Annotated in this window: 19 protein-coding genes; 12 read left to right on the top strand and 7 right to left on the bottom strand. The window is 51.2% G+C overall.

Annotated features, from left to right (window positions below; genetic code table 11):
• From cas7i to cas6, 4 genes are read right to left on the bottom strand one after another with little or no spacing between them, the layout of a single operon-like run.
• The gene (gene cas7i, locus ACYQ27_RS06195) at positions 1–1,248 is read right to left on the bottom strand and encodes a type I-B CRISPR-associated protein Cas7/Cst2/DevR (protein WP_460041283.1); all 1,248 of its coding nucleotides are present in this window, start codon (positions 1,246–1,248) and stop codon (positions 1–3) included.
• The gene (locus tag ACYQ27_RS06190; protein WP_460041282.1) at positions 1,248–1,556 is read right to left on the bottom strand and encodes a hypothetical protein; all 309 of its coding nucleotides are present in this window, start codon (positions 1,554–1,556) and stop codon (positions 1,248–1,250) included. The genes cas7i and ACYQ27_RS06190 overlap by 1 nt, the downstream gene beginning before the upstream one ends.
• Positions 1,516–3,642, bottom strand: a complete 2,127-nt coding sequence (locus ACYQ27_RS06185; protein WP_460041281.1) for a hypothetical protein — start codon at positions 3,640–3,642, stop codon at positions 1,516–1,518. Before ACYQ27_RS06185 ends, ACYQ27_RS06190 begins: the two co-directional genes overlap by 41 nt.
• Positions 3,623–4,360, bottom strand: coding sequence for a CRISPR-associated endoribonuclease Cas6 (gene cas6, locus ACYQ27_RS06180; protein ID WP_460041280.1), 738 nt, complete (start codon positions 4,358–4,360; stop codon positions 3,623–3,625). The genes ACYQ27_RS06185 and cas6 overlap by 20 nt, the downstream gene beginning before the upstream one ends.
• A gap of 214 nt (positions 4,361–4,574) precedes the next feature.
• On the opposite strand from cas6, the gene ACYQ27_RS06175 reads away from it, so the two are divergent.
• On the top strand, positions 4,575–5,417 hold the full coding sequence (locus ACYQ27_RS06175; protein ID WP_460041279.1) for a DMT family transporter: 843 nt from the start codon (positions 4,575–4,577) through the stop codon (positions 5,415–5,417).
• 114 nt (positions 5,418–5,531) lie between these two features.
• Here ACYQ27_RS06175 and ACYQ27_RS06170 read toward each other — a convergent pair whose 3' ends face one another.
• Both ACYQ27_RS06170 and panB read right to left on the bottom strand, forming a co-directional pair.
• Positions 5,532–6,182, bottom strand: a complete 651-nt coding sequence (locus tag ACYQ27_RS06170) for a glycosyltransferase family 2 protein (RefSeq protein ID WP_460041278.1) — start codon at positions 6,180–6,182, stop codon at positions 5,532–5,534.
• Positions 6,183–7,046, bottom strand: a complete 864-nt coding sequence (gene panB, locus ACYQ27_RS06165; RefSeq protein WP_456453953.1) for a 3-methyl-2-oxobutanoate hydroxymethyltransferase — start codon at positions 7,044–7,046, stop codon at positions 6,183–6,185.
• Positions 7,047–7,136: 90 nt separating this feature from the next.
• On the opposite strand from panB, the gene ACYQ27_RS06160 reads away from it, so the two are divergent.
• The 10 genes from ACYQ27_RS06160 (at position 7,137) to ACYQ27_RS06115 (ending at position 17,495) form a co-directional block, all read left to right on the top strand.
• Positions 7,137–7,394, top strand: a complete 258-nt coding sequence (locus tag ACYQ27_RS06160; protein WP_456396957.1) for a ribbon-helix-helix domain-containing protein — start codon at positions 7,137–7,139, stop codon at positions 7,392–7,394.
• Positions 7,363–7,800, top strand: coding sequence for a type II toxin-antitoxin system VapC family toxin (locus tag ACYQ27_RS06155; RefSeq protein WP_460041277.1), 438 nt, complete (start codon positions 7,363–7,365; stop codon positions 7,798–7,800). Before ACYQ27_RS06160 ends, ACYQ27_RS06155 begins: the two co-directional genes overlap by 32 nt.
• A gap of 20 nt (positions 7,801–7,820) precedes the next feature.
• Positions 7,821–9,125, top strand: a complete 1,305-nt coding sequence (locus ACYQ27_RS06150) for an RNA-guided endonuclease InsQ/TnpB family protein (protein WP_460041276.1) — start codon at positions 7,821–7,823, stop codon at positions 9,123–9,125.
• Positions 9,126–9,261: 136 nt separating this feature from the next.
• On the top strand, positions 9,262–9,690 hold the full coding sequence (locus ACYQ27_RS06145) for an archease (RefSeq protein WP_460041275.1): 429 nt from the start codon (positions 9,262–9,264) through the stop codon (positions 9,688–9,690).
• A gap of 9 nt (positions 9,691–9,699) precedes the next feature.
• A complete protein-coding gene (locus tag ACYQ27_RS06140) occupies positions 9,700–10,623 on the top strand; it encodes a tRNA (cytosine(49)-C(5))-methyltransferase (protein ID WP_460041274.1) in 924 nt (307 codons plus the stop codon).
• Positions 10,554–11,012, top strand: coding sequence for a methyltransferase RsmF C-terminal domain-like protein (locus tag ACYQ27_RS06135; RefSeq protein ID WP_460041273.1), 459 nt, complete (start codon positions 10,554–10,556; stop codon positions 11,010–11,012). Before ACYQ27_RS06140 ends, ACYQ27_RS06135 begins: the two co-directional genes overlap by 70 nt.
• A 50-nt stretch (positions 11,013–11,062) precedes the next feature.
• Positions 11,063–13,945, top strand: coding sequence for an intein-containing RtcB family protein (locus tag ACYQ27_RS06130; protein ID WP_460041272.1), 2,883 nt, complete (start codon positions 11,063–11,065; stop codon positions 13,943–13,945).
• A 32-nt stretch (positions 13,946–13,977) separates the two neighbouring features.
• Positions 13,978–14,463 carry a cyclic pyranopterin monophosphate synthase MoaC gene (moaC, locus tag ACYQ27_RS06125; RefSeq protein WP_456453595.1) on the top strand — a complete coding sequence of 162 codons (486 nt, stop codon included), beginning with the start codon at positions 13,978–13,980 and terminating at the stop codon, positions 14,461–14,463.
• 31 nt (positions 14,464–14,494) lie between these two features.
• On the top strand, positions 14,495–16,225 hold the full coding sequence (locus ACYQ27_RS06120) for a P-loop NTPase family protein (protein WP_456453594.1): 1,731 nt from the start codon (positions 14,495–14,497) through the stop codon (positions 16,223–16,225).
• A gap of 142 nt (positions 16,226–16,367) precedes the next feature.
• Entirely contained in the window at positions 16,368–17,495 is a 1,128-nt protein-coding gene (locus ACYQ27_RS06115; RefSeq protein ID WP_456453593.1) for an ATP-binding protein, read from the top strand.
• A 2-nt stretch (positions 17,496–17,497) separates the two neighbouring features.
• Here ACYQ27_RS06115 and ACYQ27_RS06110 read toward each other — a convergent pair whose 3' ends face one another.
• Entirely contained in the window at positions 17,498–18,166 is a 669-nt protein-coding gene (locus ACYQ27_RS06110) for a Kae1-associated kinase Bud32 (RefSeq protein WP_460041271.1), read from the bottom strand.
• Between the two features lie 195 nt (positions 18,167–18,361).
• Here ACYQ27_RS06110 and thsB point away from each other — a divergent pair, with 195 nt between their 5' ends.
• A complete protein-coding gene (thsB, locus tag ACYQ27_RS06105) occupies positions 18,362–20,017 on the top strand; it encodes a thermosome subunit beta (protein WP_460041270.1) in 1,656 nt (551 codons plus the stop codon).
• Positions 20,018–20,037 lie beyond the last annotated feature (20 nt).

The raw sequence follows: 20,037 nt of genomic DNA, 5'->3' as shown, positions 1-20,037 counted from the left end.
TCACTTGAGCCGGACTTCTATGCTCGGGTCTTTGAAAACCTTCACCTCTGAGAGCTTTTCTCCGTCTTGTAGGAGCTTTTTAATCGCCGACAGAACCCTAGACTCATTGAGTTCAGCTACATTAATGTCCTTTGGAAGACCCACTATCTGGAACATTGGCTTCCTGCTCTTTGAGACTACGTGCTTTATCCTGACTACCTTCTTCCCATTCTCCTCGCGTTCCTCGATTTCGTCATACTCTTCCTCGCTGTACTCATCCATGAGCTCGATTCTGTCCTTGAACGTCTGGTAGGCTGTGCCCCTGTAAACCCCAAGGACGAGGAGTCTCGGCCTGAGGTCTTCCTCTCTGCCCTTGATAGAGCGCTTCAGATTTAGTACTGCCTTTACAAGACTGGCAATCCTATCTTGAACATATTTATCTTCAAGGGTGTAACTGATCATTGCAACCTCTAAGTCAGGCTCATACAAAACCATGTCCTTTAGTTCTGGACTGATATGAACCTGCTCCTCTGACAGGGGGAGTGTTATGCTGTTGATCTTGATCTTGTCCTCGTACTTGGAACCCCAAAATGTGAAACGCTGTGCACTTGCCTTGTTTCCTTTACCGTAGATAAACTCAAATACTACATCATCTCCCTCTTTAGTTATGTTCACCTTGGATAGGGTCTTCGTACTCTTGCCTTCTTTTATTGTCTTAGATAGAAATACATCCGCTTTACCGACCTCGTCAAGGTCGACAACGAGGGAGTACAGGTAAAAAGTCTCGTGTTCCTCTGCCGTGAAGGGGTTTGGCTTCATCTCACCGTAAACTTTCCTCATCCTGTTGGCCATGCCGAGATTGGCGTTGAAGAGTGCATCGTAGTTAAAAGGTGTCATTGAAACTGCGTGGCTTAACTTCGCTGGGGCGCTTCTGAAGTTCTGCGGAGTAGTAGAGGTTATTAAGTACCCAAAGAGGTCAAACTCAGGATATAGAAGTATCTCTCCGGTGAGGAGAAGGTCTGTCGCGGGCTGTATAACCTTTTTGTCTGTTCCTTCAAAGTAGAGCTTGTTGCCTTCTGCTACTTCCCACAGTCCAAGCTTTCTCCCTGTCTCAAGAAGGCTGTATCTCAGCGCATATCTGCTCACGAGCGTGTACTGCCTCCCATCCCAGCGGGTTATCTTCTTAAGCTCCTGATAGTTCCCACTACCCTGATCGTAGTTGAGGGAGCTTCCATAAAAGACGACATCCATTACTAAAAATCTTCCCATCAGCTTCCACCTCCAGCCATTACCCCGAGTATCACTGAGTAGGCGACCTTATCAAAATCCGCCTCCGAAGAAGGAAAGACCTCCATAAGCACGGAAGCAAGTTTTTTAGCCTCCAGATTGTCCTTGGAATGGGCGTTGATTGCCCTTAAGAGAATCCAGAGAAATCTGTCCTGGTCGTTTGCCTTGACAGCGTTTAGCAAGTCAAAGACTAATTTCTGCCTGTAGTTATCGGAGCCAGCCTTTCCAAGAACCTCATTACTTAGATTTTTAATCCGCCACAACATCTTGTCCCGAACCGACGTCCTCACCACCTCCAGCGAGACCAACAATAAGAGCAAGGGCAAAATCCTCCCAAGATTCATCATTGTTCAGAAGGCGCCTGAAAATGTAGTTGTTAACCGTTGCAACTTTGTCTTTGCTTTTAGCCTGGAGGAGTGACTTGAGCAAGATATTGACAAAGGCGTTTCTGTTGTGCCTTCTTAATGCTGAAAAGAGTGGATGAATTAGATTCTTTCCGTTAATTTCCCGTGAGAGCTCCTTAAGCACTACGGCAACATGTGCCATATCCCTGTAGAAATCCTTTACCTCTAGTGAAGCTCTCTTTGGACGATCAAGGAAGGCTCTATCAAATAGTGCTTTGGATGTTCCTTCTTTCCTTAGCTTTGCGTCAATTGCAAGGGCGTAGAGACTTGCCTTCCAGTTGAAGAAACCATTACCCTTCACAGCATTCCACACGTGCTTTGAAATCAGCGTATAGAGAGGCTTTTGCTTGATGAACTCTCCAAGAAGCCAAACACGCGAATCACCAATGGGTATTGACGTGTTCATTGCATCCCTAATCTGGTCGTCGAGGATTATTGAAGCATGGAGTTTTGGAATGCCGATGTATTCAACGTGTTCAAGTTTGTTTTGTCCCACATTAGCCTCAATCAAATACATATTCTCAAGGGCCAATCTGCTCTTGAGTTCTATTAATTCGTCGAGAATGGCTGACCAAGTTATCTTCAGCAGATCCCAGTGGTTGTTCTCTCTCGCAAGCTGGATCTTCGTTCGTATTCTTTTGTTTATGGAATGGCAGGAGTTTAGTTCTGGGGTATAAAACATTGTCCTCTTTCCTTGTATCGGAATAAATGCATCAAAAAATACTAAAAACAAAATATATGGGGAAAATGCTTTAGGAAGAAGTTTTCTCAGGTCGTTGACTTTAGGCAAGGATGTATAACTAAGATTGGAAAACTCGGTAGGTGAGAATAAAAACGGATTTATTGTTGAATCAGGGATAACTTCATACGTTATTAGTGTCCCTCTCCTATTTATGAGATCTTTGAAGTTCTTGTAAACTTCTGATAAAATTTCGGCAAGCTCCTCATGAGTGCCCAATTTGTATCTTTTAAGAACGGTACTAACTGCCTTTTTCTTTGGAATCCCTTCATTAAGAGTATTCTCAATGTCAGTTACAATCTTGGTTGGCTCCACATTATTCAATTCACATAGCTCTAAAAATTTTAAAAGCTTAAGACGAAGTAATCTGGGATTATCTTGGTTATACTTCATCCCCAACATCAATTTTATTTTTTCAACATCTTCACGCAAAAGAGCGATTGTGTAAAGAAGTGCGGTGTATTCATCTTCCTTTCTTGGGTTATACAAGTAGAAGTTTCTTTCATTTGCATTGGGATGGATAACAAAGTTCCCAAGAGAAGGTAGCCGTTTGAGTATATTGCCAGTCTCATCTTTCTTTTCAGTTACTGTTAACAGTTTCAGCTCAGCACCTTGAAGCAATACTCCTTTAAGTCTCTTGTTTAACTCTGCTGTCTTATCTAATGGGATAACTGTATAAACCCAGTCTGAGTCCTTGAAACAGTCAGAATATTGCCTATCAAATTCATCATAGTCTTCAACGATTTCCTCGACGCGTCTTTTGAATTCTCTCTTGAGTTTGGATAATGCATTATCTAACAAGAGAATATGCTTGTTGAGTTTATCTATAAATCCCTCTATCTCATTAATCTGTTTTTTGAGGCTGATGATTCTTTCCTCAGTCTTTTGAAGTTCTTTGTTTGTCTTAGACGATTTTTTAGCTTTGGACTGTAACTCTTTCTTTTTATCTTCTGCTTTCTTAATGTTTTCGAGTATCCTCTTTTTCTTTTCAAGAGATTTTCCAATTAGACCTCTAAGATCCTTTTGTTGCCGGTAAATTCCACTTATGACGCTCCTTCTGAATATGTAAGCCAGCGGAAAATATCCATAATAGACCTTCTCTGGCTCTTCTTTGATACGCCTCTGAAGCTCCTCTAAGTCCCAGCCGTAGACTTCTTCCATCAAATTAACAAACCCCAAAATACCTGCATCAATGAACCAGTTTCCGGTAAATCTAAGTTCTTCTCCTCCCATCAACCTTCACCATCCCGAATCCCAAAGAGTTCTTCTCCCCGAAGCCGGCCTGATAACCTACCCTCAAAAGCTCCTCATCCCCGTAAGCCTTAAACACGAGGTGCCAGGCGATCTGGTAAATTCCCGGCTTCACCTGGAGGCGCTTTGACCTGGCGTTTAGCACCTTGATCTCAAAGTCCTCCGGGGGCTTTTTGCCGTGCAGGAGGATGTACTTCTCCATGAGGTTCTCCCTCAGGTTTTCATAGAACTCCCTCTCACCGGGGCTCAAATCATAGTGCTTGAGCTTCCCGAACCGAGGCTTTAGGGTCGTCACCGCTATTGGAGAGAGCGTGGAGTATGTTTTCCCGCTGAATGAGCTGGGCTCCGGAAGGGCTTTAACGCTCTCCACGTGGAACCTCTCGCCCCAGAGCTCCACCTCCGGCTCCTGCAGAAGGCCGCCTATGAACGCCTCCGCTATCTCCGGAACGGGCGTTGAGAAGTAGAAGAAGCCGGCACCGCTCCCGAGGAAGTAGGGCTTTCCCTTAAGCGTCCTTCTCTTCTCCGCCATGAAGAGTGAGAACGTGAAGAGCTTCGGAACCTTCGGGCGGTGGAGGGTAATGCTGAGTTCGGGATCCGCCCTCTGAATCCTCCTGTAAATCAAGCCCTGCAGGTAATGCAGGTGATTGTAGGGAACCTCGAATTCACCGCCCCCGTTACTAAAGCGGATCAAAAACCTCATGACCCCCACCGTTTGCGGTAAGATGAACATAATCCGTGGTGAAAGGATATAAACCTTTCTGTTATTTAAACTTTACATAATTAAACCCATGTTTCCCAGTTTTCCCATGCCGCTGCGTTTTATCTGTTTGCATATCTCCCTGTGCATATCACATGAAGCAGTTCATGATCGGGAAGGCATCAATTTTATAACCCCTCAGAACGTAAGGGGCATTATGAACCGTGAGACCCTCGGAACTCTTTTGGCGGTTGCCGGAGCATTCCTCTACGGTCTTGAGCCGGTCGTTATAAAGGCAAATCCGTCAAATCCCGTAAGTTTTGCGACGTTCTCGGCTTTCTTCGCCTCACTTATCCTCTGGCCCCTCATATTGGCCGGCCCGGGCTGGAAGGAAATCGCGGAAAAGCCACGGCACCTGAAAAAAGCCGTTCTGATGGGGTTCTTCGGAACGTCAATGGCATATCTCTCCTACTCCTACGGCGCCCGTCTCAGCACCGCCATAAACGCCTCCCTGATAACGAGGAGCGAGGTCCTCTTTTCCTTCCTGCTCTCATGGCTCTTCCTCAGAGAGAGAATCACGAGAAGACTCATCTCATATGCCGCGATAATCCTCACAGGCCTGACGCTGGTTATAACGCAGGGAAAGGCCGTCGAGGCCCACCTGGGTGATGTCCTTCTCCTTCTCGTCCCTCTGTTCTGGCAGAGCTCGCACGTCATAGCCAAGCGCCTCCCCTACAGCCCCTACACAATAGCCGCGCTGAGGAACACCTTCGGCTTTCTGCTCCTTCTGCCGCCAGCCCTTTTAACCGGAATGGAATTCTCAAAGCTCGCCCTGGCGGAAGGGGCCATCATAGCACTCGGTCAGGTGATATGGTACAGATCAATAAAGCTCATAAACCTCTCAAAGGCGACGGCCATAATAACCCCCGCCCCTGCCGTGGCCATAGCACTCGGTATACTCCTCGGGGAGAGCTTCACGGCATACCACGCAGCGGGCTTCCTCCTGATAACCCTCGGAACCCTCGGAGCGGCGGGGGTAAAAAGTGAGATCAAAACGTGAGCAGGCCAATGGTCGGAAACGTTCAGCGCAGGAGGAAACTGACTTCCTCCCCGCCCTGAGGGGCGAGGCTTTCAAAAAATGTAAAAAGCTGATTGGATGCTATAAAATTAAAAATTAAAACCTGAGCAGGGCCCACAGAAAGCGGAATACATCCTCAAGCCTGAAGTGCCCGGTTTCAACACCGTAAATCATCGAAACCGGCACCTCCCTGATCCTCGCGCCCTTCCTGACGGCTTTTATGAGTACCTCCGTCTCGACCTCGTAGCGTTCGGTCTCTATATCCGGCATGAACTCCCGGCGCACCGCCCTGAACCCGCTCTGGGTGTCGTAGACATGGGTTCCAAGCTTCAGCCTCAGAAGCCTCGTTGTGATTATGTTGCTCAGCCTCCTCTGAAGCGGCCTCTTTCCCTGAACCTCCATCTTCCGGGCTCCGATTACAAAATCCGCCTCCCCGTTCACTATCGGCTCCACGAGCTTTATTATCTCCTCCGGCCTGTGCTGGCCATCTGCGTCCATGAAGACAATCACATCCCCCTGCGCGCTTCTTACGCCTGCCCTCATTGCACAGCCCTTGCCGCAGTTCCGCTCCAGCCTGATCACCCTGACGCCGTACCCCTCCGCAACCTCAGAGGTGCCGTCGGTGCTCCCGTCGTCTACGACGATGACCTCATCCACGAAATCCGGAATTTTCGAAAGGACTTTGCCTATCCTCCGGGCCTCGTTGTAGGCCGGGATTATTAGGGTTATCCTCCGTCCCTTCAGCATTCAATCATCCTCGCCGTTTCTGAATCTCTGGAGTGCGATTTTCTTCTTTTTCTCAAACTCCTCCTTGTCGAGAAACTCCCAGAAGTGCTCCTTCCCCGGGAATCTGCCCTCCTTCACATCGCCCCGATACTCCTCAAGGGCGAGCTGAATCATGCTCCTCAGGTTTGCGTATCTCTTCACAAAGGGCGGGGTGCTCTCATAAACTCCGAGGAGGTCGTGCCAGACGAGAACCTGCCCGTCAACGTAGGGCCCGGAGCCTATCCCGATCGTCGGGATTGAGACCTCCTCCGTCACGAGCCTCGCCACGTCGGAGAGCGTGAATTCGAGCACAAGCGCAAACGCCCCCGCCTTCTCCAGAGCCCTGGCATCCCTGAGAATCTCCTCGATTTCATCCTCGGTCTCACCCATCAGCCTGTAGCCCCCGAGCCTCAAATAGCGCTGCGGTGTTAAACCCGTGTGTCCCATGACGGGAATCCCCATTCTGACGAGTTTTCTCACGAGCTTCCTGTGGTCATAACCCCCTTCAATCTTGACGGCATCAGCTCCCGCCCGTATAAGTTTCATAGCATTTTCGATGCCCTCCTCAACGCTCACCTCATAGCTCCCGAATGGCATGTCTGCCAGGACAAGCCCCCTCCTGACGGCCCTTGCAACGGCCCTCGTGTGGAAGACCATCTGCTCCATCGTGACGTTCAATGTATTGGGTTCACCATAAACGACCATCCCGAGGGAATCCCCGATGAAAATGATGTCCATCCCGGCTTTATCGGCTATAAGGGCCGACGGATAATCGTAAGCGGTTACCATCGCTATCTTTTCCTTCCCCTTCATTTCAAGTATCTTCCTGGGTGTTATCTCCCTCATGCTACCACCGCTGAAGGGTTGGGCTACCTTCTAATTAACGGTTTCGATAGCGTTATATACCTACATCGGTAATTACCTAACGGTGGTGACATGGGAAAGGTTAAGACGAGCGTTTACCTGGACGAAGAGCTTTGGAAGGAGTTCAAGGAACTGGCTGTTCGAGAGGGGAGCGAGGTTAGCAAACTGCTGGAGGAAGCCATAAGGAACTACATCGTCAGGGAGCTGATAAACGTTGATGACTCGGATATTCCCATATGGTTCGAGCCCGTTAAGGCCGGAGGAAAGCCCGCGTCCGAGATAGTGAGGGAGATGAGGGATGAGCGTGAGAAAGGTTTACTTGGACAGTAGCGCACTTATCAAGCGCTACGTGGAGGAGATTGGAAGTGACTCCGTCAAGGGGATGTACAAAAAGGCCTACAGCGGCGAAGTTAAGCTCATAACGAGCCTCTGGAACGTTGGAGAGGTACTCGGCGTATTTGACAGAAAAAAGCAGAGAGGAGAGCTCGATGATAAAACCCACGACTTCATACGGAGAGCGCTTCTTGCCGATGTCAAGAGGCTCTCGACGCTCGGCGTCCTTGAGATTGTACCCGTCCACTCAATGCTCCTCGCGCACGCATGGGAAATTATAGAGAGGCACCACATCTATCAGGCGGATGCACTTCAGATTGTTTCGGCCAAGTACGAATCGGCCGATGAGTTTTACAGCCCAACGGGACTTCAAGCAGGAAAGCGACACTCTTTTAAAGCCTAAAATTCATACCATAATCTGAAATGAAGCGAACGGTAACCGTTAAACTCCAACCCTCTAAAGAACAAGAAAAAATCCTCTTCCAGCTAACCGACCTTGGGGCTAAAGTCTGGAATCGGGTGAATTATTTAAGGAGACAACAATTCTTCAAAGAACAAATCGTGGACTTTAACGGCACAGAAAAAACAGTTTATGGAGAATTTAAGGGGGAAATCGGCTCTGCCACAGTTCAGCAAATTTGCAGGAAGAACGCTGAAAGCTGGCGTTCATTCTTCTCTCTATTGAAAAAGAAGCGGAACGATAAACTCCCATCCTGGCTGAAACCGAAACCACCCAACTACCTGAAGGAAGACGGGAGGAGAAGACCCTTAATCATTCTCAGAAACGACCAGTATAAGATTGAAGGGAACAAACTAATTCTAAAAGGCCTTGGAAAGTTTAAACGCCTGGAAATCCAGTTTAAGGGCAGAATACACTTGAAGGGGAAACAAGGAAGGTCAGAAATCACTTACGACCCCGTAAAGCGGAAGTGGTACGCCCACATCAACATTACGGTTGAGGAGAAACTTGAGGGTGGAGAATGGGTGAGCGTTCCAAGGCAACCGAAAGGAAGCCTTTTCGCAGGGATTGATTTGGGTGTGAACAATTTGATGGCTGTTTACGTTGAAAACGGCCAGAGCTTCCTCGTGAACGGGAGGCCTTTAAAGAGCATTGACTTCTACTGGCAGAAAAGAATAGCTGATTACCAGTCAAAACTCAACAAGTCCGGAGCTAAGAGGAGCAGGAAACTCAGAAGAATGCACGCTAAAGCCAAATTGCAAGCGAAGCATTACATCAACACGGCAGTTAGACAAACTGTTAAAAGGCTTTATGAACTCGGTGTTAGCAGGATTGTGGTTGGCTACCCAAAAGGAATAGCGAGAGGCTCTGATAAGGGCAAAAAGCAGAATTTTCTGCTTTCCCGCGTGTGGCGGTTCAATCACGTAATTAAACGCTTGAAGGAAGTGGCGGAGGAGTATGGTATTAGCGTTGTGGTTGTTGGAGAGGCTTTTACTTCAAAGCTTTGCCCCGTCTGCGGGAAGCCCCACGAAGGGGCAAGATTTGTTCGTGGATTATTTAAGTGTCCCGCGACAGGGCTTATCTTTAACGCTGACCTCGTTGGAGCGTTTAACATTTTGCGTAAGGTGAAAACCATAACTCCAAATCTGAGCGGTCTTTACGCTCAGAGGAGGGGTAACTGGCTCAAGACCGAGCCCGAGGGGTTCAAAGAACCCTTTTCAAGGGTTGCCCTGATGAGAACCCCTCAAACCTCCCCGCCTTTAGGTTAGGGGGTTCTTCGTTGGAACCCTCGCCCTTCAGGGGGGAGGAGGTCAGACCGCAGATAGGAGGCTCCACAAAATAGCCACCAAAGAGGGGTTAAAGTCCATCCTGCTGTAGCGGGAGTATGTTTGGAGGTATGAGAGCATGAGAACCTGGGAGCACTACGAGCACACCGCTGACGTCGGTATAAGGGGGTACGGAGAAACGCTTGAGGAAGCCTTTGAGAACGTTGCAGTGGCTCTCTTTGATGTGATGGTTGATGTGAGAAAGGTTGAGGGTAAAGAATGCCGTGAGGTTGAGGCAGAGGGCGAAGACCTGATGGCGCTCCTCTACAGCTTCCTTGAGGAGCTTTTAATCCTTCACGATACAGAGGGAGTCGTGTTCTCTGACTTTGAGGTTAGAATTGAGAAAACTCCTGATGGCTACAGACTTAAGGCAAAAGCCTGCGGAGAACCTTTGGATTACGAGAAGCACGGGCCGAAGGAAGAGGTGAAGGCGATAACCTACCATGATATGAAGATTGAGCAGCTGCCGGACGGGAAATGGATGGCGCAGCTGGTGCCGGACATCTGAGGTGGTCCCATGAGCGCGAGGGACAGGGTAAAGGAGACCAATCCCGCTTTTTACGAGCGCTACTCCGGCATCGATGATTCCGATGAGTTCTGGGAGTTCATGCTGAAGCCACTGAGGCAGAGCATAAGGGTCAACACCCTCAAAGCACCGCTTGAGGTGGTCGTTGAGAGGCTTAAGGAGGAGTTTGAGCTCGAACAGGTGCCATGGGTGCGCGAGGGGTTCTTCATCAACGCTGACAACCTTGCGAAGGTTCCGGAGCACAGCCTCGGCTTAATCTTCGGCCAGGAGGCGAGCTCAATGATTCCCCCCGTTGTCCTCGACCCGAAGCCCGGGGAGCTTATTCTTGACATGGCGGCCGCTCCGGGAGCAAAAACAACACAGATTGCCCAGTACATGGAGAACGAAGGCTGCCTGATTGCAAATGACATGAAGAAGGGACGCGTAAATGTCCTCATAGCAAACCTTAACAGGATGGGGGTGCTGAATGCGAGGGTCACGATAAAGGATGGCCGCTACTTCGGGAGGTTCGAGAACACCTTTGACAGGATTCTCCTCGATGCGCCATGCTCAAGCGTCGGAATGGTGAGGAAGAGCTTCAGGTTCCTGAGGGAGTGGCAGCTTAAAACCGCCCTGAGATACTCAAACATTCAGAAAAGACTGATTCTTGCCGCTTACAGGGCATTAAAAGCCGGAGGGGTTCTGGTTTATTCGACATGCACGATTGACCCGATTGAAAATGAGGAGGTGGTGGATTACCTCCTGAGGAAAACGGACGCGGAGATTGAGCGGATTCGGCTTCCCCTAAAATCAAGCGAGCCTGTTCTTGAGTTTGAGGATAGGAAATACTCGGAGGAGGTGAGCAAATGCCTCAGGCTGCACCCGCAGGACAACGACAGCGAGGCCTTCTTCGTGGCGAAGATAGTGAAACCGTGAGAAGGGCTTTGATAGAGCAGTTTGGCCATGCCCCCGGGCTGATTTATGAAATCCGGGGAAGCAGGAAGATATACGCATACCGGCCATGCGGATTTGACCCCAAAGTCAGGACGGACAGGGGAATATACTTCGGGAGGATCGAAGCGGATGGGATAAGGCTGAGCATAGAGGGCTCTTTTCTCGTTGGGCCAAAAGCGACCAAGAACGTCGTCGAGCTCGACGACGAGAGGGCGAGGCGCTACCTGAGCGGGGAGGACATCGAGGTTGATGCAGAGCTGGAGGGGTGGGTTATCCTGAAGTGGGGAAGTTACTACCTCGGAACGGGTAAGTTGAGGGGAGGCAGGGTGCACAACTACATCCCGAAGGAGAGGAGGCTGAGACTTGAGTGACCGAGTTAAGCTTTAAATAACTTCAGGGTAATCTAAGATGGGGTGAGAGGATGGTTCCGCTGAAGAGAATAGACAGGATACGGTGGGAGATCCCGAAGTTCGACAGGAGGATGAGGGTTCCGGGCAGGGTTTATGCGGATGATGTTCTGATAGAGAAGATGCGCTCGGATAGAACGCTTGAGCAGGCGGCAAACGTTGCCATGCTCCCGGGAATATATAGGTACTCGATAGTCATGCCGGATGGCCATCAGGGCTATGGCTTCCCGATTGGCGGTGTTGCAGCGTTTGATGCCAGAGAGGGAATAATAAGCCCCGGAGGAGTGGGCTACGACATCAACTGCCTTGCTCCGGGCTCAAAGGTTCTCACAGAGCACGGATACTGGGTTAAAGTTGAGGAAATGCCGGAGAAGTTCAAACTTCAGGGGTTAAGGGTTTACAACATCGATGAGGGCCACAACGATTTTTCAAGAGTGGCCTTCGTGGCAGAGAGGGAAGTTGAGCCTGAAGAGTTCGCCGTGAGAATCGTTACCGAGTCTGGAAAGGTTATCGAGGGCAGTAAGGACCATCCTGTTTTGACACCAGAGGGCTACGTTTACCTTAGGAACGTCAGAGAGGGGGACATGGTCATCGTCTATCCCTTCGAGGGCGTTGAGTTCGAGGAGAGAAAGGGCGTTCTCCTTGATGAAAAGGACTTTGACGGTTTAGATAAACAGGTGATAATGTTCCTGAAGGGGAAGGGTCTTCTACCGCTCCGCTGGGAGGATCCAAGGCTTGGAACCCTCGCGAGAATCCTTGGCTTTGCCCTTGGTGACGGTCACCTCGGTGAGATGGACGGAAGGCTTTACCTCAGCTTCTACGGGAAGGAAAGGACTCTCAGGGAGCTCAGGAAGGATCTTGAGAGACTCGGCATAAACGCCAGCCTCTACGTGCGCGAGAGGAACTATCACATTGAGACTGTCAGCGGCGAATACGAGGGAGAAAGCATCTCCGCCGAGCTAAGGATAACTTCTAGGAGCTTTGCCTTCCTCATGGAGAAGCTCGGCATGCCGAGGGGCAGGAAGGCCGAGAAGCCTTATACCATTCCGGAGTGGATTAAGGAAGCCCCGCTCTGGATAAAGAGGAACTTCCTGGCGGGACTGTTCGCGGCTGACGGCAGTATAGTTGAGTTCAAAGGCGTTACTCCATTGCCCATAAACCTTACCCAGTCAAAGGTCGAAGAGCTTGAGGAAAGCCTTAGGAAGTTCATGGGAGATGTAGCAAAGCTTCTTGCCGAGTTCGGCGTTAGAACAACAGTATACCCAGTTAAGTCAAAGAAGGGCATCACATACAGGCTCGCCCTCGTTGGTGAGGAGAGCGTTAGAAACTTCCTCGGTAGGATAAACTACGAGTATGACCTTGAAAAGAAGGCAAAAGGTCTGATCGCCTACGCGTACCTCCTCTTAAAGGGGCACGCCAAGGCCAGGAGAAAGAAAGCCGCTGAAACCGCAAGGAAGGTTTACGGGGAAACAAGAAGTATTGAGCTTGCTTATCTCAGGGTCAAAGACACCGTGAACAGGCGCTTCGTTGAGAGAGCGGTCTATGAAGGTGATAAAGAACCCCGCGTTCCGAAAGACTTCCCGACGTTTGAGGAGTTCGCACACGAGAGGGGCTACGAGGGCGGCTTCGTCTCGGAAAGGGTCGTTAAGGTCGAGAGAGTTAAGCCGAGCTACAACAGGTTCTACGATATCGGCGTCTACCACAGTGCCCACAACTTCATAACCAATGGCGTAGTTGTCCACAACTGCGGCGTCAGGCTAATCCGAACCAACCTTACTGAGAAAGAAGTGAGACCGAAGATAAAGGAACTCGTCGATACGCTCTTCAAAAACGTTCCAAGTGGCCTCGGCAGCAAAGGCCGCGTGAGGCTCCACTGGAGTCAGCTCGATGACGTCTTAGCGGACGGTGCAAAGTGGGCCGTTGACAACGGCTACGGCTGGAAGGAAGACCTTGAGCACCTTGAAGAAGGCGGAAGGATGGAGGGGGCAGACCCGGATGCGGTCAGCCAGAAGGCCAAGCAGAGGGGAGCACCACAGCTCGGCTCCCTCGGCTCCGGAAACCACTTCCTTGAGGTTCAGGTCGTTGACAAGATCTTCGACGAGAAAATAGCTAAAGCATATGGCCTCTTCGAGGGGCAGGTCGTTGTGATGGAGCACACGGGGAGCAGGGGATTGGGCCATCAGGTTGCGAGCGATTACCTGAGGATAATGGAGAAGGCTGCAAGGAGATACCGCGTCCCCTGGCCGGACCGTGAGCTTGTGAGCGTTCCATTCCAGAGCGAAGAGGGGCAGAGATATTTCAGCGCGATGAAAGCGGCGGCAAACTTCGCCTGGGCAAACAGGCAGATGATAGTCCACTGGATCAGGGAGAGCTTTGAAGAGGTCTTTAAGAGAAAAGCGGAGGACATGGAGATGAGCATCGTTTACGATGTCGCCCACAACATAGCCAAGCTTGAGGAGCACGAGGTGGATGGGCGGAGGATTAAGGTGGTCGTCCACAGGAAGGGAGCGACGAGGGCTTTTCCGCCGGGACATCCGGACGTTCCCAGAGCGTATCGCGACGTCGGCCAGCCCGTCCTGATTCCGGGCTCAATGGGAACCGCGAGCTATGTTCTGGCCGGTACGGAGGGATCAATGAGAGAGGCCTTCGGCTCAACGTGCCACGGTGCGGGAAGGCTGATGAGCAGAAAAGCCGCAACGAGGCAGTACCGCGGCGACAGACTGAGAAACGACCTCATGAAGAGGGGTATCTACATCCGCGCGGCATCGCTCAGGGTTGTGGCTGAAGAGGCACCCGGTGCATACAAGAGCGTCGACAACGTCGTCAATGTCGTCCATCAAGCGGGCATAGCGAATCTCGTGGCAAGGATGCGCCCGATGGGCGTTGCCAAGGGCTGATCCCTTCTTTTATTCAAAGCGGGGGCTTCACGATGAAGGAACTCACACACGTCGATGAGAAGGGCGTCAAGATGGTCGAGGTCGGGCACAAAGACGTCGTTTACAGGAAGGCGGTAGCAAAGGGGCGGATAAGACTGAAACCCGAGACGATAGAGCTCATAAAGGCCGGAAAGACCAAGAAGGGCAACGTTATAGCTACAGCTCAGATCGCAGGAATACTGGCCGTCAAGAAAACCCCGGAACTCATACCACTCTGCCACCCGATACCTCTCACGGGCGTTGACATAACCTTCGACTTCGGCGAGGACTACATCGAGGCGACCTGTGAGGTTAGGGCATATTACAAGACAGGCGTCGAGATGGAGGCTCTAACAGGTGTAACCGTGGCTTTACTGACGATATGGGACATGGTTAAAGCTGTGGAGAAGGATGAACACGGCCAGTATCCCTTCACAGGGATAGAGAGCATTCACGTTGTGGAGAAGGTGAAGGCCACTCACACCGGCAGCAGCAGGTAACTTTTTTAGCCCTTTTCACATTCTTTCAACGATGACGCTCAAGCTGAACCCCGAGGCTAAAGCGATATACCGCTCAATTGGGGAGGAGATAAGGAAGAGGTTAGTCCTCCCCCGGAGCTCTTCCCTCCTTGAGAGGTTTGAACCCACCGTCGAGGAAGAGGAAATTCTCCGCAGGCAGGGCTACCTTAGAGAGAAGCTCCCCAAAATCCGCCCCGAGCTGAGGGAGTGGATAGCTAAGGTTAAGCCGATAAAGTTCCGCCGAGACTACCTCCACGACAGGATTCTCATAGTTGATGAAGGCGAGTTTGAGAGGGTCCAGAACCTGGGACTGTGTGAGGTTTCGGCGGATCCGGAGGATGCCGAGGGCTACCCCCTCGTGCTGAGTACGGTCGGCTATGGAATTGATGTTGAGCTAACGCCCTCGCAGATCGCCCCCGAGCTCTACATAATGCCCCTGTGGGAAAACCGGGGAACCCTCGATGCCCTTGCCAGGATCGGCGAGCTAACCGGGGAGGGCAGCGTTTCCTCAGAAATCCTCCGTGAGCTGAACGAACTTGGGGAGGTCATGGAAAGGGGGAAGCTCCTCGATGGTCTGGAGGAACTGGTTGCGGAGAAGGAGCGCGAGCTTAACGGGGCAATAGCGGGAAAGCTTGAGAAGTTCAGCCTGACGCTGAGCGGAAAGGAATTGCTCGACTTCCTCGGGGAGCTGAAGGCCGGGAACTACGAGGCCATATTCAGGCACTTCGGCGAGGTCGAGGGCGAGATTCTTGATCTAATTAACGAAACCGAGAACGAGCTGAGCGAAAAGCTCGGTATCACCGTCGAGCTCTTCTCCCGGGAGGAGCTGTATCCGGTGACCGTACCCCCGGAGAGGGTGGAGCTGCTCCGTGAAGAGCTTGAAAGGGAACTCAGAGTCGAGATTTACCTGAAGAGCAGGGAGGTGCTTGAGGGGATCATGCCCCTCCTTCCAAAGCTCAAGGAGGAACTCGTCCGGGTTCACGAGCTGGACTTCCTGCTGGCGGTGAAGGACTTCACCGAAGGCTTTTCCTTCCCAGAGCTCTGGAAGGGCGGAATAGCCTTCGTCAACGGGCGGCACCTCTTCATAGAAACCCCGCAGCCGGTCAGCTACTCCATTGGAACCCTCCCTGAAGGGTTCTCAGCTCCAAACGCTGGCAATATTCACGGCGAGAGGGTTGTCATTCTAACCGGTGCCAACAGCGGTGGAAAGACAAGTCTGTTGGAGCTTATAACGCAGATAACCCTTCTCGCCCACATGGGATTTCCAGTTCCCGCCGAGAAGGCCTGGGTCGAGCCCCTGGAGGAGGTTTTCTTCTTCAGGAGGAAGAGGAGCGCCTACGGAGCAGGGGCCTTTGAGACGGCCCTCCGCTCCTTTGTGAGAGCTCTCCGCCGGGAGGGCAGAAAGCTCATCCTCATAGACGAGTTCGAGGCCATAACCGAGCCCGGCGCGGCTGTCAGGATAATCGGCGAACTTTTGAAGATAGCTCATGAAAAAGGTTTTTACGTTGTCATAGTATCGCACCTGGGGGAGGACCTCAGGAAGGAGCTTCCCTTTGCGAGAGTTGATGGAATAGAGGCCAAAGGCCTTGACGAGAACCTCAACCTCATCGTGGACAGGCAGCCGGTCTTCGGAAAGCTCGGGAGAAGTACCCCGGAGCTCATCGTCGAAAGCCTCGCAAGGAGAAAGCGCGGGAAGGAGAGGGAGATATTCGAGAGGGTTCTGAGAGCATTCAGGCAGGGATGAATTCCACATTTTGTCCCCTCACAGTGACGAAATGCATGCATATCGTCCTCGTGTGAGGACAAGATTTATAAATAACCGATGCGTAGTAGGCACCATGGAAGACAGAATATCGACCTCCCTCGTGGCAACGAGCAGGCGGTTGATGGCATGGGCAAGGAAATTTCCAAAGAAGCGTTTCATTTACCCGGAGCTCAGAAGGATAGATGAAGAATACTACATCGGCATCAAAGGGCTCAGAGGAGTTGGTAAAACTGTTCTAATGCTCCAGTTTGCCATGGAAACGAGTAAAAGCCTATACTTCTCGGCAGATTCCACGCTTATAAAACCTTTCTCTCTCTATGAGGTTGTCAAAGCCTTCTCCACCCTGGGATACAGGAATATTTTTATAGACGAAATCCATAGAAAACCTGGCTGGGCAGAAGATCTAAAAACTCTATATGACGAGCACGAGGTTAGAATATTTTTTTCCGGCTCATCCACCATTGATATCCTACACTCAGGAGCGGATCTGTCCCGCAGGGTCGTGCTCAGGGAACTCCCGCCAACATCTTTTAGGGAGTGGCTGAACATACGAAAGGGCATGGAGGTTCCGATCCACCGGCTGGAAGAAGTGATTTCCAAGCCGTTTGACCTTACAAATATGTACATGGAACTTCACGTCCTCTGGCGAGAATACATGGAGAGGGGAGGGGTACTTTATCCAGAGAGCGGATTTTACGATGCCCTTGAAAACTCCATTAGGAGGGTCATACTTGAAGACCTATCTGCTCTGAGGGAAATCAACGTGAAGTACGAGACCGATGCGTATCGTCTGCTTTATCTTGTGGCCAAATCGGCCCCATTTGAGGTCAATTATTCCTCGATAGCCAGGGAACTCGGAGTTTCAAAGAACATGGCTATAAGGCTCGTGGATGATCTATCCAAGGCGGGGCTGATATACGCCCTCCAGCCTTGTGATAATGTTAGAAAGGAACCGAAACTCTACCTTACCGTTCCCCTCAGGATGTTCTTTGCCAAAAAGGGTTTTAATGTTCACCTGGGTGCTTTGAGGGAAGAGTTCTTCATAAACCATTTAAGATGGGTTACCGAGCCATGCTACCTAAAGGGGAAGCGGGGCGAAAAGACTGCGGACTTTAAAGTTGGTGACTGGGTAATAGAAGTTGGCGGGGAGAGAAAGAGGAGGTACCAGAAGCAGGATTACACAGCCGTGGATGGACTACTAACCGGAAACAGCCGGATTCCACTCTTCCTTTTTGGCCTGATCTACTGAGCCTATCCCACCCAGCTCCTCTCCCTGTACCTACCGCGGCTTTCTATCTCCTCGATTTTTTCCTCGATTTCTTTCCTGGCTTTCTCGCCCCTGACCTCGGCGTAGCCTTCCAGAACGGCCTCAAAGCCCCTCTCAAACCATGTGTAGTGGGTGCTCTCCATGGCGCGCTTGAGGAGGTGCAGGTCAACGCCCCTCGCTTCGAGCGTTGAGTCAAAGTCAGCCAAACCAAAGTCTATCAGGTAGACCCTTCCTTCGCGGAGTATCATGTTGCTCGTTGTCAGATCGCCATGGACTATGCCCGCTTCGTGGAGCCTTCCGATCTGCCTCCCAATATCCCTGCACAGCCTAAGCCTCTCCTCCATCGGCAGTCTCTCCAGAAGTTCCTTCAAACGCTCTCCGTCTATGAACTCCATGGCTATCTTCATGTCCTTCATATCAACCTCATAGACGTAGGGGCAGTTCACACCGAACTCCTTGGCACGATGCAGAACCCTCGCTTCTCTAACGGTTCTCTCCTTCCTCAGCTTGACGTCTATCTCCTTTATCCTGTAGCGCTTCGGAATCCGGTGCTTTACCACAACTTTCTCTCCCGGGAGGAGGTTTACTCCGAAGAATTCCTCAAAGTTCGCCAGATATATCTTGGCCTCGGCCCCCTGTTTTATAAGCTCCATGGAATCACCTCTCCGCATTCGCAGGTTCATGCCCTGAGTCTTATCCGTCCGCAATGGTTTTAGCCCTTTCCATAATTTTCGCCCCTATCTTCTGCCATATATTCAAAAAAATTATATTTCTTTGAAATTTTTGACCCAAAGCTTTTTATATAGCACTAACGAACCGCATCCGTTAAATACAAGGAGGAATGTAAAATGGCACAGTTAAGCGGACAGCCTGTTGTTATTCTGCCTGAAGGAACCCAGAGGTACGTCGGAAGGGACGCCCAGAGGTTAAACATCCTAGCTGCAAGGATTATAGCCGAGACGGTTAGAACAACACTCGGCCCGAAGGGAATGGATAAAATGCTCGTCGACAGCCTCGGTGACGTCGTTGTCACCAACGATGGAGCCACGATTCTCGACAGGATAGACCTTCAGCACCCTGCTGCTAAGATGATGGTTGAGGTTGCCAAGACTCAGGACAAGGAGGCTGGCGATGGTACTACAACGGCAGTTGTTATCGCCGGCGAGCTCCTCAGGAAGGCCGAGGAGCTCCTCGACCAGAACATCCACCCGAGCATCATAGTCAAGGGTTACACAATGGCGGCAGAGAAGGCCCAGGAGATACTCGACGGAATCGCCATAGAGGTTACTCCCGACGACGAGGATACCCTCATGAAGATAGCCATGACCTCAATCACTGGCAAGAACGCCGAGAGCCACAAGGAGCTCTTTGCAAAGCTCGCGGTTGAGGCCGTCAAGCAGGTCGCCGAGAAGAAGGACGGGAAGTTCGTTGTTGACATCGACAACATCAAGATTGAGAAGAAGGCCGGTGAGAGCGTCGAGGAGAGCGAGCTCGTCCGTGGTGTTGTAATTGACAAGGAAAGGGTCCACCCGCGGATGCCGAAGAGGGTCGAGAACGCCAAGATAGCACTCATAAACGATGCCCTTGAGGTCAAGAAGACGGAAACAGATGCAAAAATAAACATCACCAGCCCGGATCAGCTCTATTCATTCCTTGAGCAGGAGGAGAAAATGCTCAAGGAGATGGTCGACCAGATCGCAGCGACCGGTGCAAACGTTCTCTTCGTCCAGAAGGGCATCGATGATTTAGCGCAGCACTACCTGGCCAAGGCAGGCATTTTAGCAGTCAGGCGCGTCAAGAAGAGCGACATGGAGAAGCTCGCCAAGGCAACGGGTGCAAAGGTCGTTACCAACGTTAAGGACCTGACCCCGGAGGACCTCGGATATGCAGAGGTCGTTGAGGAGCGCAAGATTGCCGGCGAGAGCATGATATTCGTCGAAGGCTGCAGGAACCCGAAGGCCGTAACGATACTCGTCAGAGGCGGCACCGAGCACGTGGTCGACGAGGTTGAGAGGGCCCTTGAGGACGCCATCAAGGTCACCAAGGATGTCATGGAGGACGGTGCAGTTCTTCCCGCCGGCGGTGCTGGCGAGATAGAGCTCAGCATCAAGCTGGACGAGTTTGCCAAGGAGGTCGGCGGCAAGGAGGCCCTTGCAATAGAGAACTTCGCGGAGGCCCTCAAGATAATCCCGAAAACCTTAGCGGAGAACGCAGGTCTCGACACCGTTGAGATGCTCGTCAAGGCAATCAGCGAGCACAAGAACAGGGGAGTTGCGATAGGCATAGACGTCTTCGCCGGCGAACCCGCCGACATGCTCGCCAAGGGTATCATCGAGCCTCTCCGCGTCAAGAAGCAGGCCATCAAGAGCGCCAGCGAGGCCGCCGTGATGATACTCCGCATAGACGACGTTATTGCGGCAAAGATAAGCAAGCCCGAAGGCGGTCAGGGCGGAGGCATGCCCGGCGGTATGGGCGGAATGGGCGGCATGGACATGGGCATGTGATGCCCTTCTTTTCTCATTTC

This window comes from Thermococcus atlanticus (genome assembly GCF_054657855.1).
The sequence above is the reverse complement of the archived record's forward strand: the minus strand, read 5'-3'. Positions and strand labels throughout refer to the sequence as shown.

What these genes read in the sequence shown, in the direction of transcription:
- ACYQ27_RS06185 (WP_460041281.1), bottom strand. Translation starts at nt 3,642, where the DNA reads ATGGGAGGAGAAGAACTTAGATTTACCGGAAACTGGTTCATTGATGCA.
- ACYQ27_RS06160 (WP_456396957.1), top strand. Translation starts at nt 7,137, where the DNA reads ATGGGAAAGGTTAAGACGAGCGTTTACCTGGACGAAGAGCTTTGGAAG.
- ACYQ27_RS06175 (WP_460041279.1), top strand. Translation starts at nt 4,575, where the DNA reads ATGAACCGTGAGACCCTCGGAACTCTTTTGGCGGTTGCCGGAGCATTC.
- ACYQ27_RS06155 (WP_460041277.1), top strand. Translation starts at nt 7,363, where the DNA reads ATGAGCGTGAGAAAGGTTTACTTGGACAGTAGCGCACTTATCAAGCGC.
- panB (WP_456453953.1), bottom strand. Translation starts at nt 7,046, where the DNA reads ATGAGGGAGATAACACCCAGGAAGATACTTGAAATGAAGGGGAAGGAA.
- thsB (WP_460041270.1), top strand. Translation starts at nt 18,362, where the DNA reads ATGGCACAGTTAAGCGGACAGCCTGTTGTTATTCTGCCTGAAGGAACC.
- ACYQ27_RS06130 (WP_460041272.1), top strand. Translation starts at nt 11,063, where the DNA reads ATGGTTCCGCTGAAGAGAATAGACAGGATACGGTGGGAGATCCCGAAG.
- cas6 (WP_460041280.1), bottom strand. Translation starts at nt 4,360, where the DNA reads ATGAGGTTTTTGATCCGCTTTAGTAACGGGGGCGGTGAATTCGAGGTT.
- ACYQ27_RS06150 (WP_460041276.1), top strand. Translation starts at nt 7,821, where the DNA reads ATGAAGCGAACGGTAACCGTTAAACTCCAACCCTCTAAAGAACAAGAA.
- ACYQ27_RS06140 (WP_460041274.1), top strand. Translation starts at nt 9,700, where the DNA reads ATGAGCGCGAGGGACAGGGTAAAGGAGACCAATCCCGCTTTTTACGAG.
- ACYQ27_RS06170 (WP_460041278.1), bottom strand. Translation starts at nt 6,182, where the DNA reads ATGCTGAAGGGACGGAGGATAACCCTAATAATCCCGGCCTACAACGAG.
- ACYQ27_RS06115 (WP_456453593.1), top strand. Translation starts at nt 16,368, where the DNA reads ATGGCATGGGCAAGGAAATTTCCAAAGAAGCGTTTCATTTACCCGGAG.
- cas7i (WP_460041283.1), bottom strand. Translation starts at nt 1,248, where the DNA reads ATGGGAAGATTTTTAGTAATGGATGTCGTCTTTTATGGAAGCTCCCTC.
- moaC (WP_456453595.1), top strand. Translation starts at nt 13,978, where the DNA reads ATGAAGGAACTCACACACGTCGATGAGAAGGGCGTCAAGATGGTCGAG.
- ACYQ27_RS06145 (WP_460041275.1), top strand. Translation starts at nt 9,262, where the DNA reads ATGAGAACCTGGGAGCACTACGAGCACACCGCTGACGTCGGTATAAGG.
- ACYQ27_RS06120 (WP_456453594.1), top strand. Translation starts at nt 14,495, where the DNA reads ATGACGCTCAAGCTGAACCCCGAGGCTAAAGCGATATACCGCTCAATT.
- ACYQ27_RS06110 (WP_460041271.1), bottom strand. Translation starts at nt 18,166, where the DNA reads ATGGAGCTTATAAAACAGGGGGCCGAGGCCAAGATATATCTGGCGAAC.
- ACYQ27_RS06135 (WP_460041273.1), top strand. Translation starts at nt 10,554, where the DNA reads ATGCCTCAGGCTGCACCCGCAGGACAACGACAGCGAGGCCTTCTTCGT.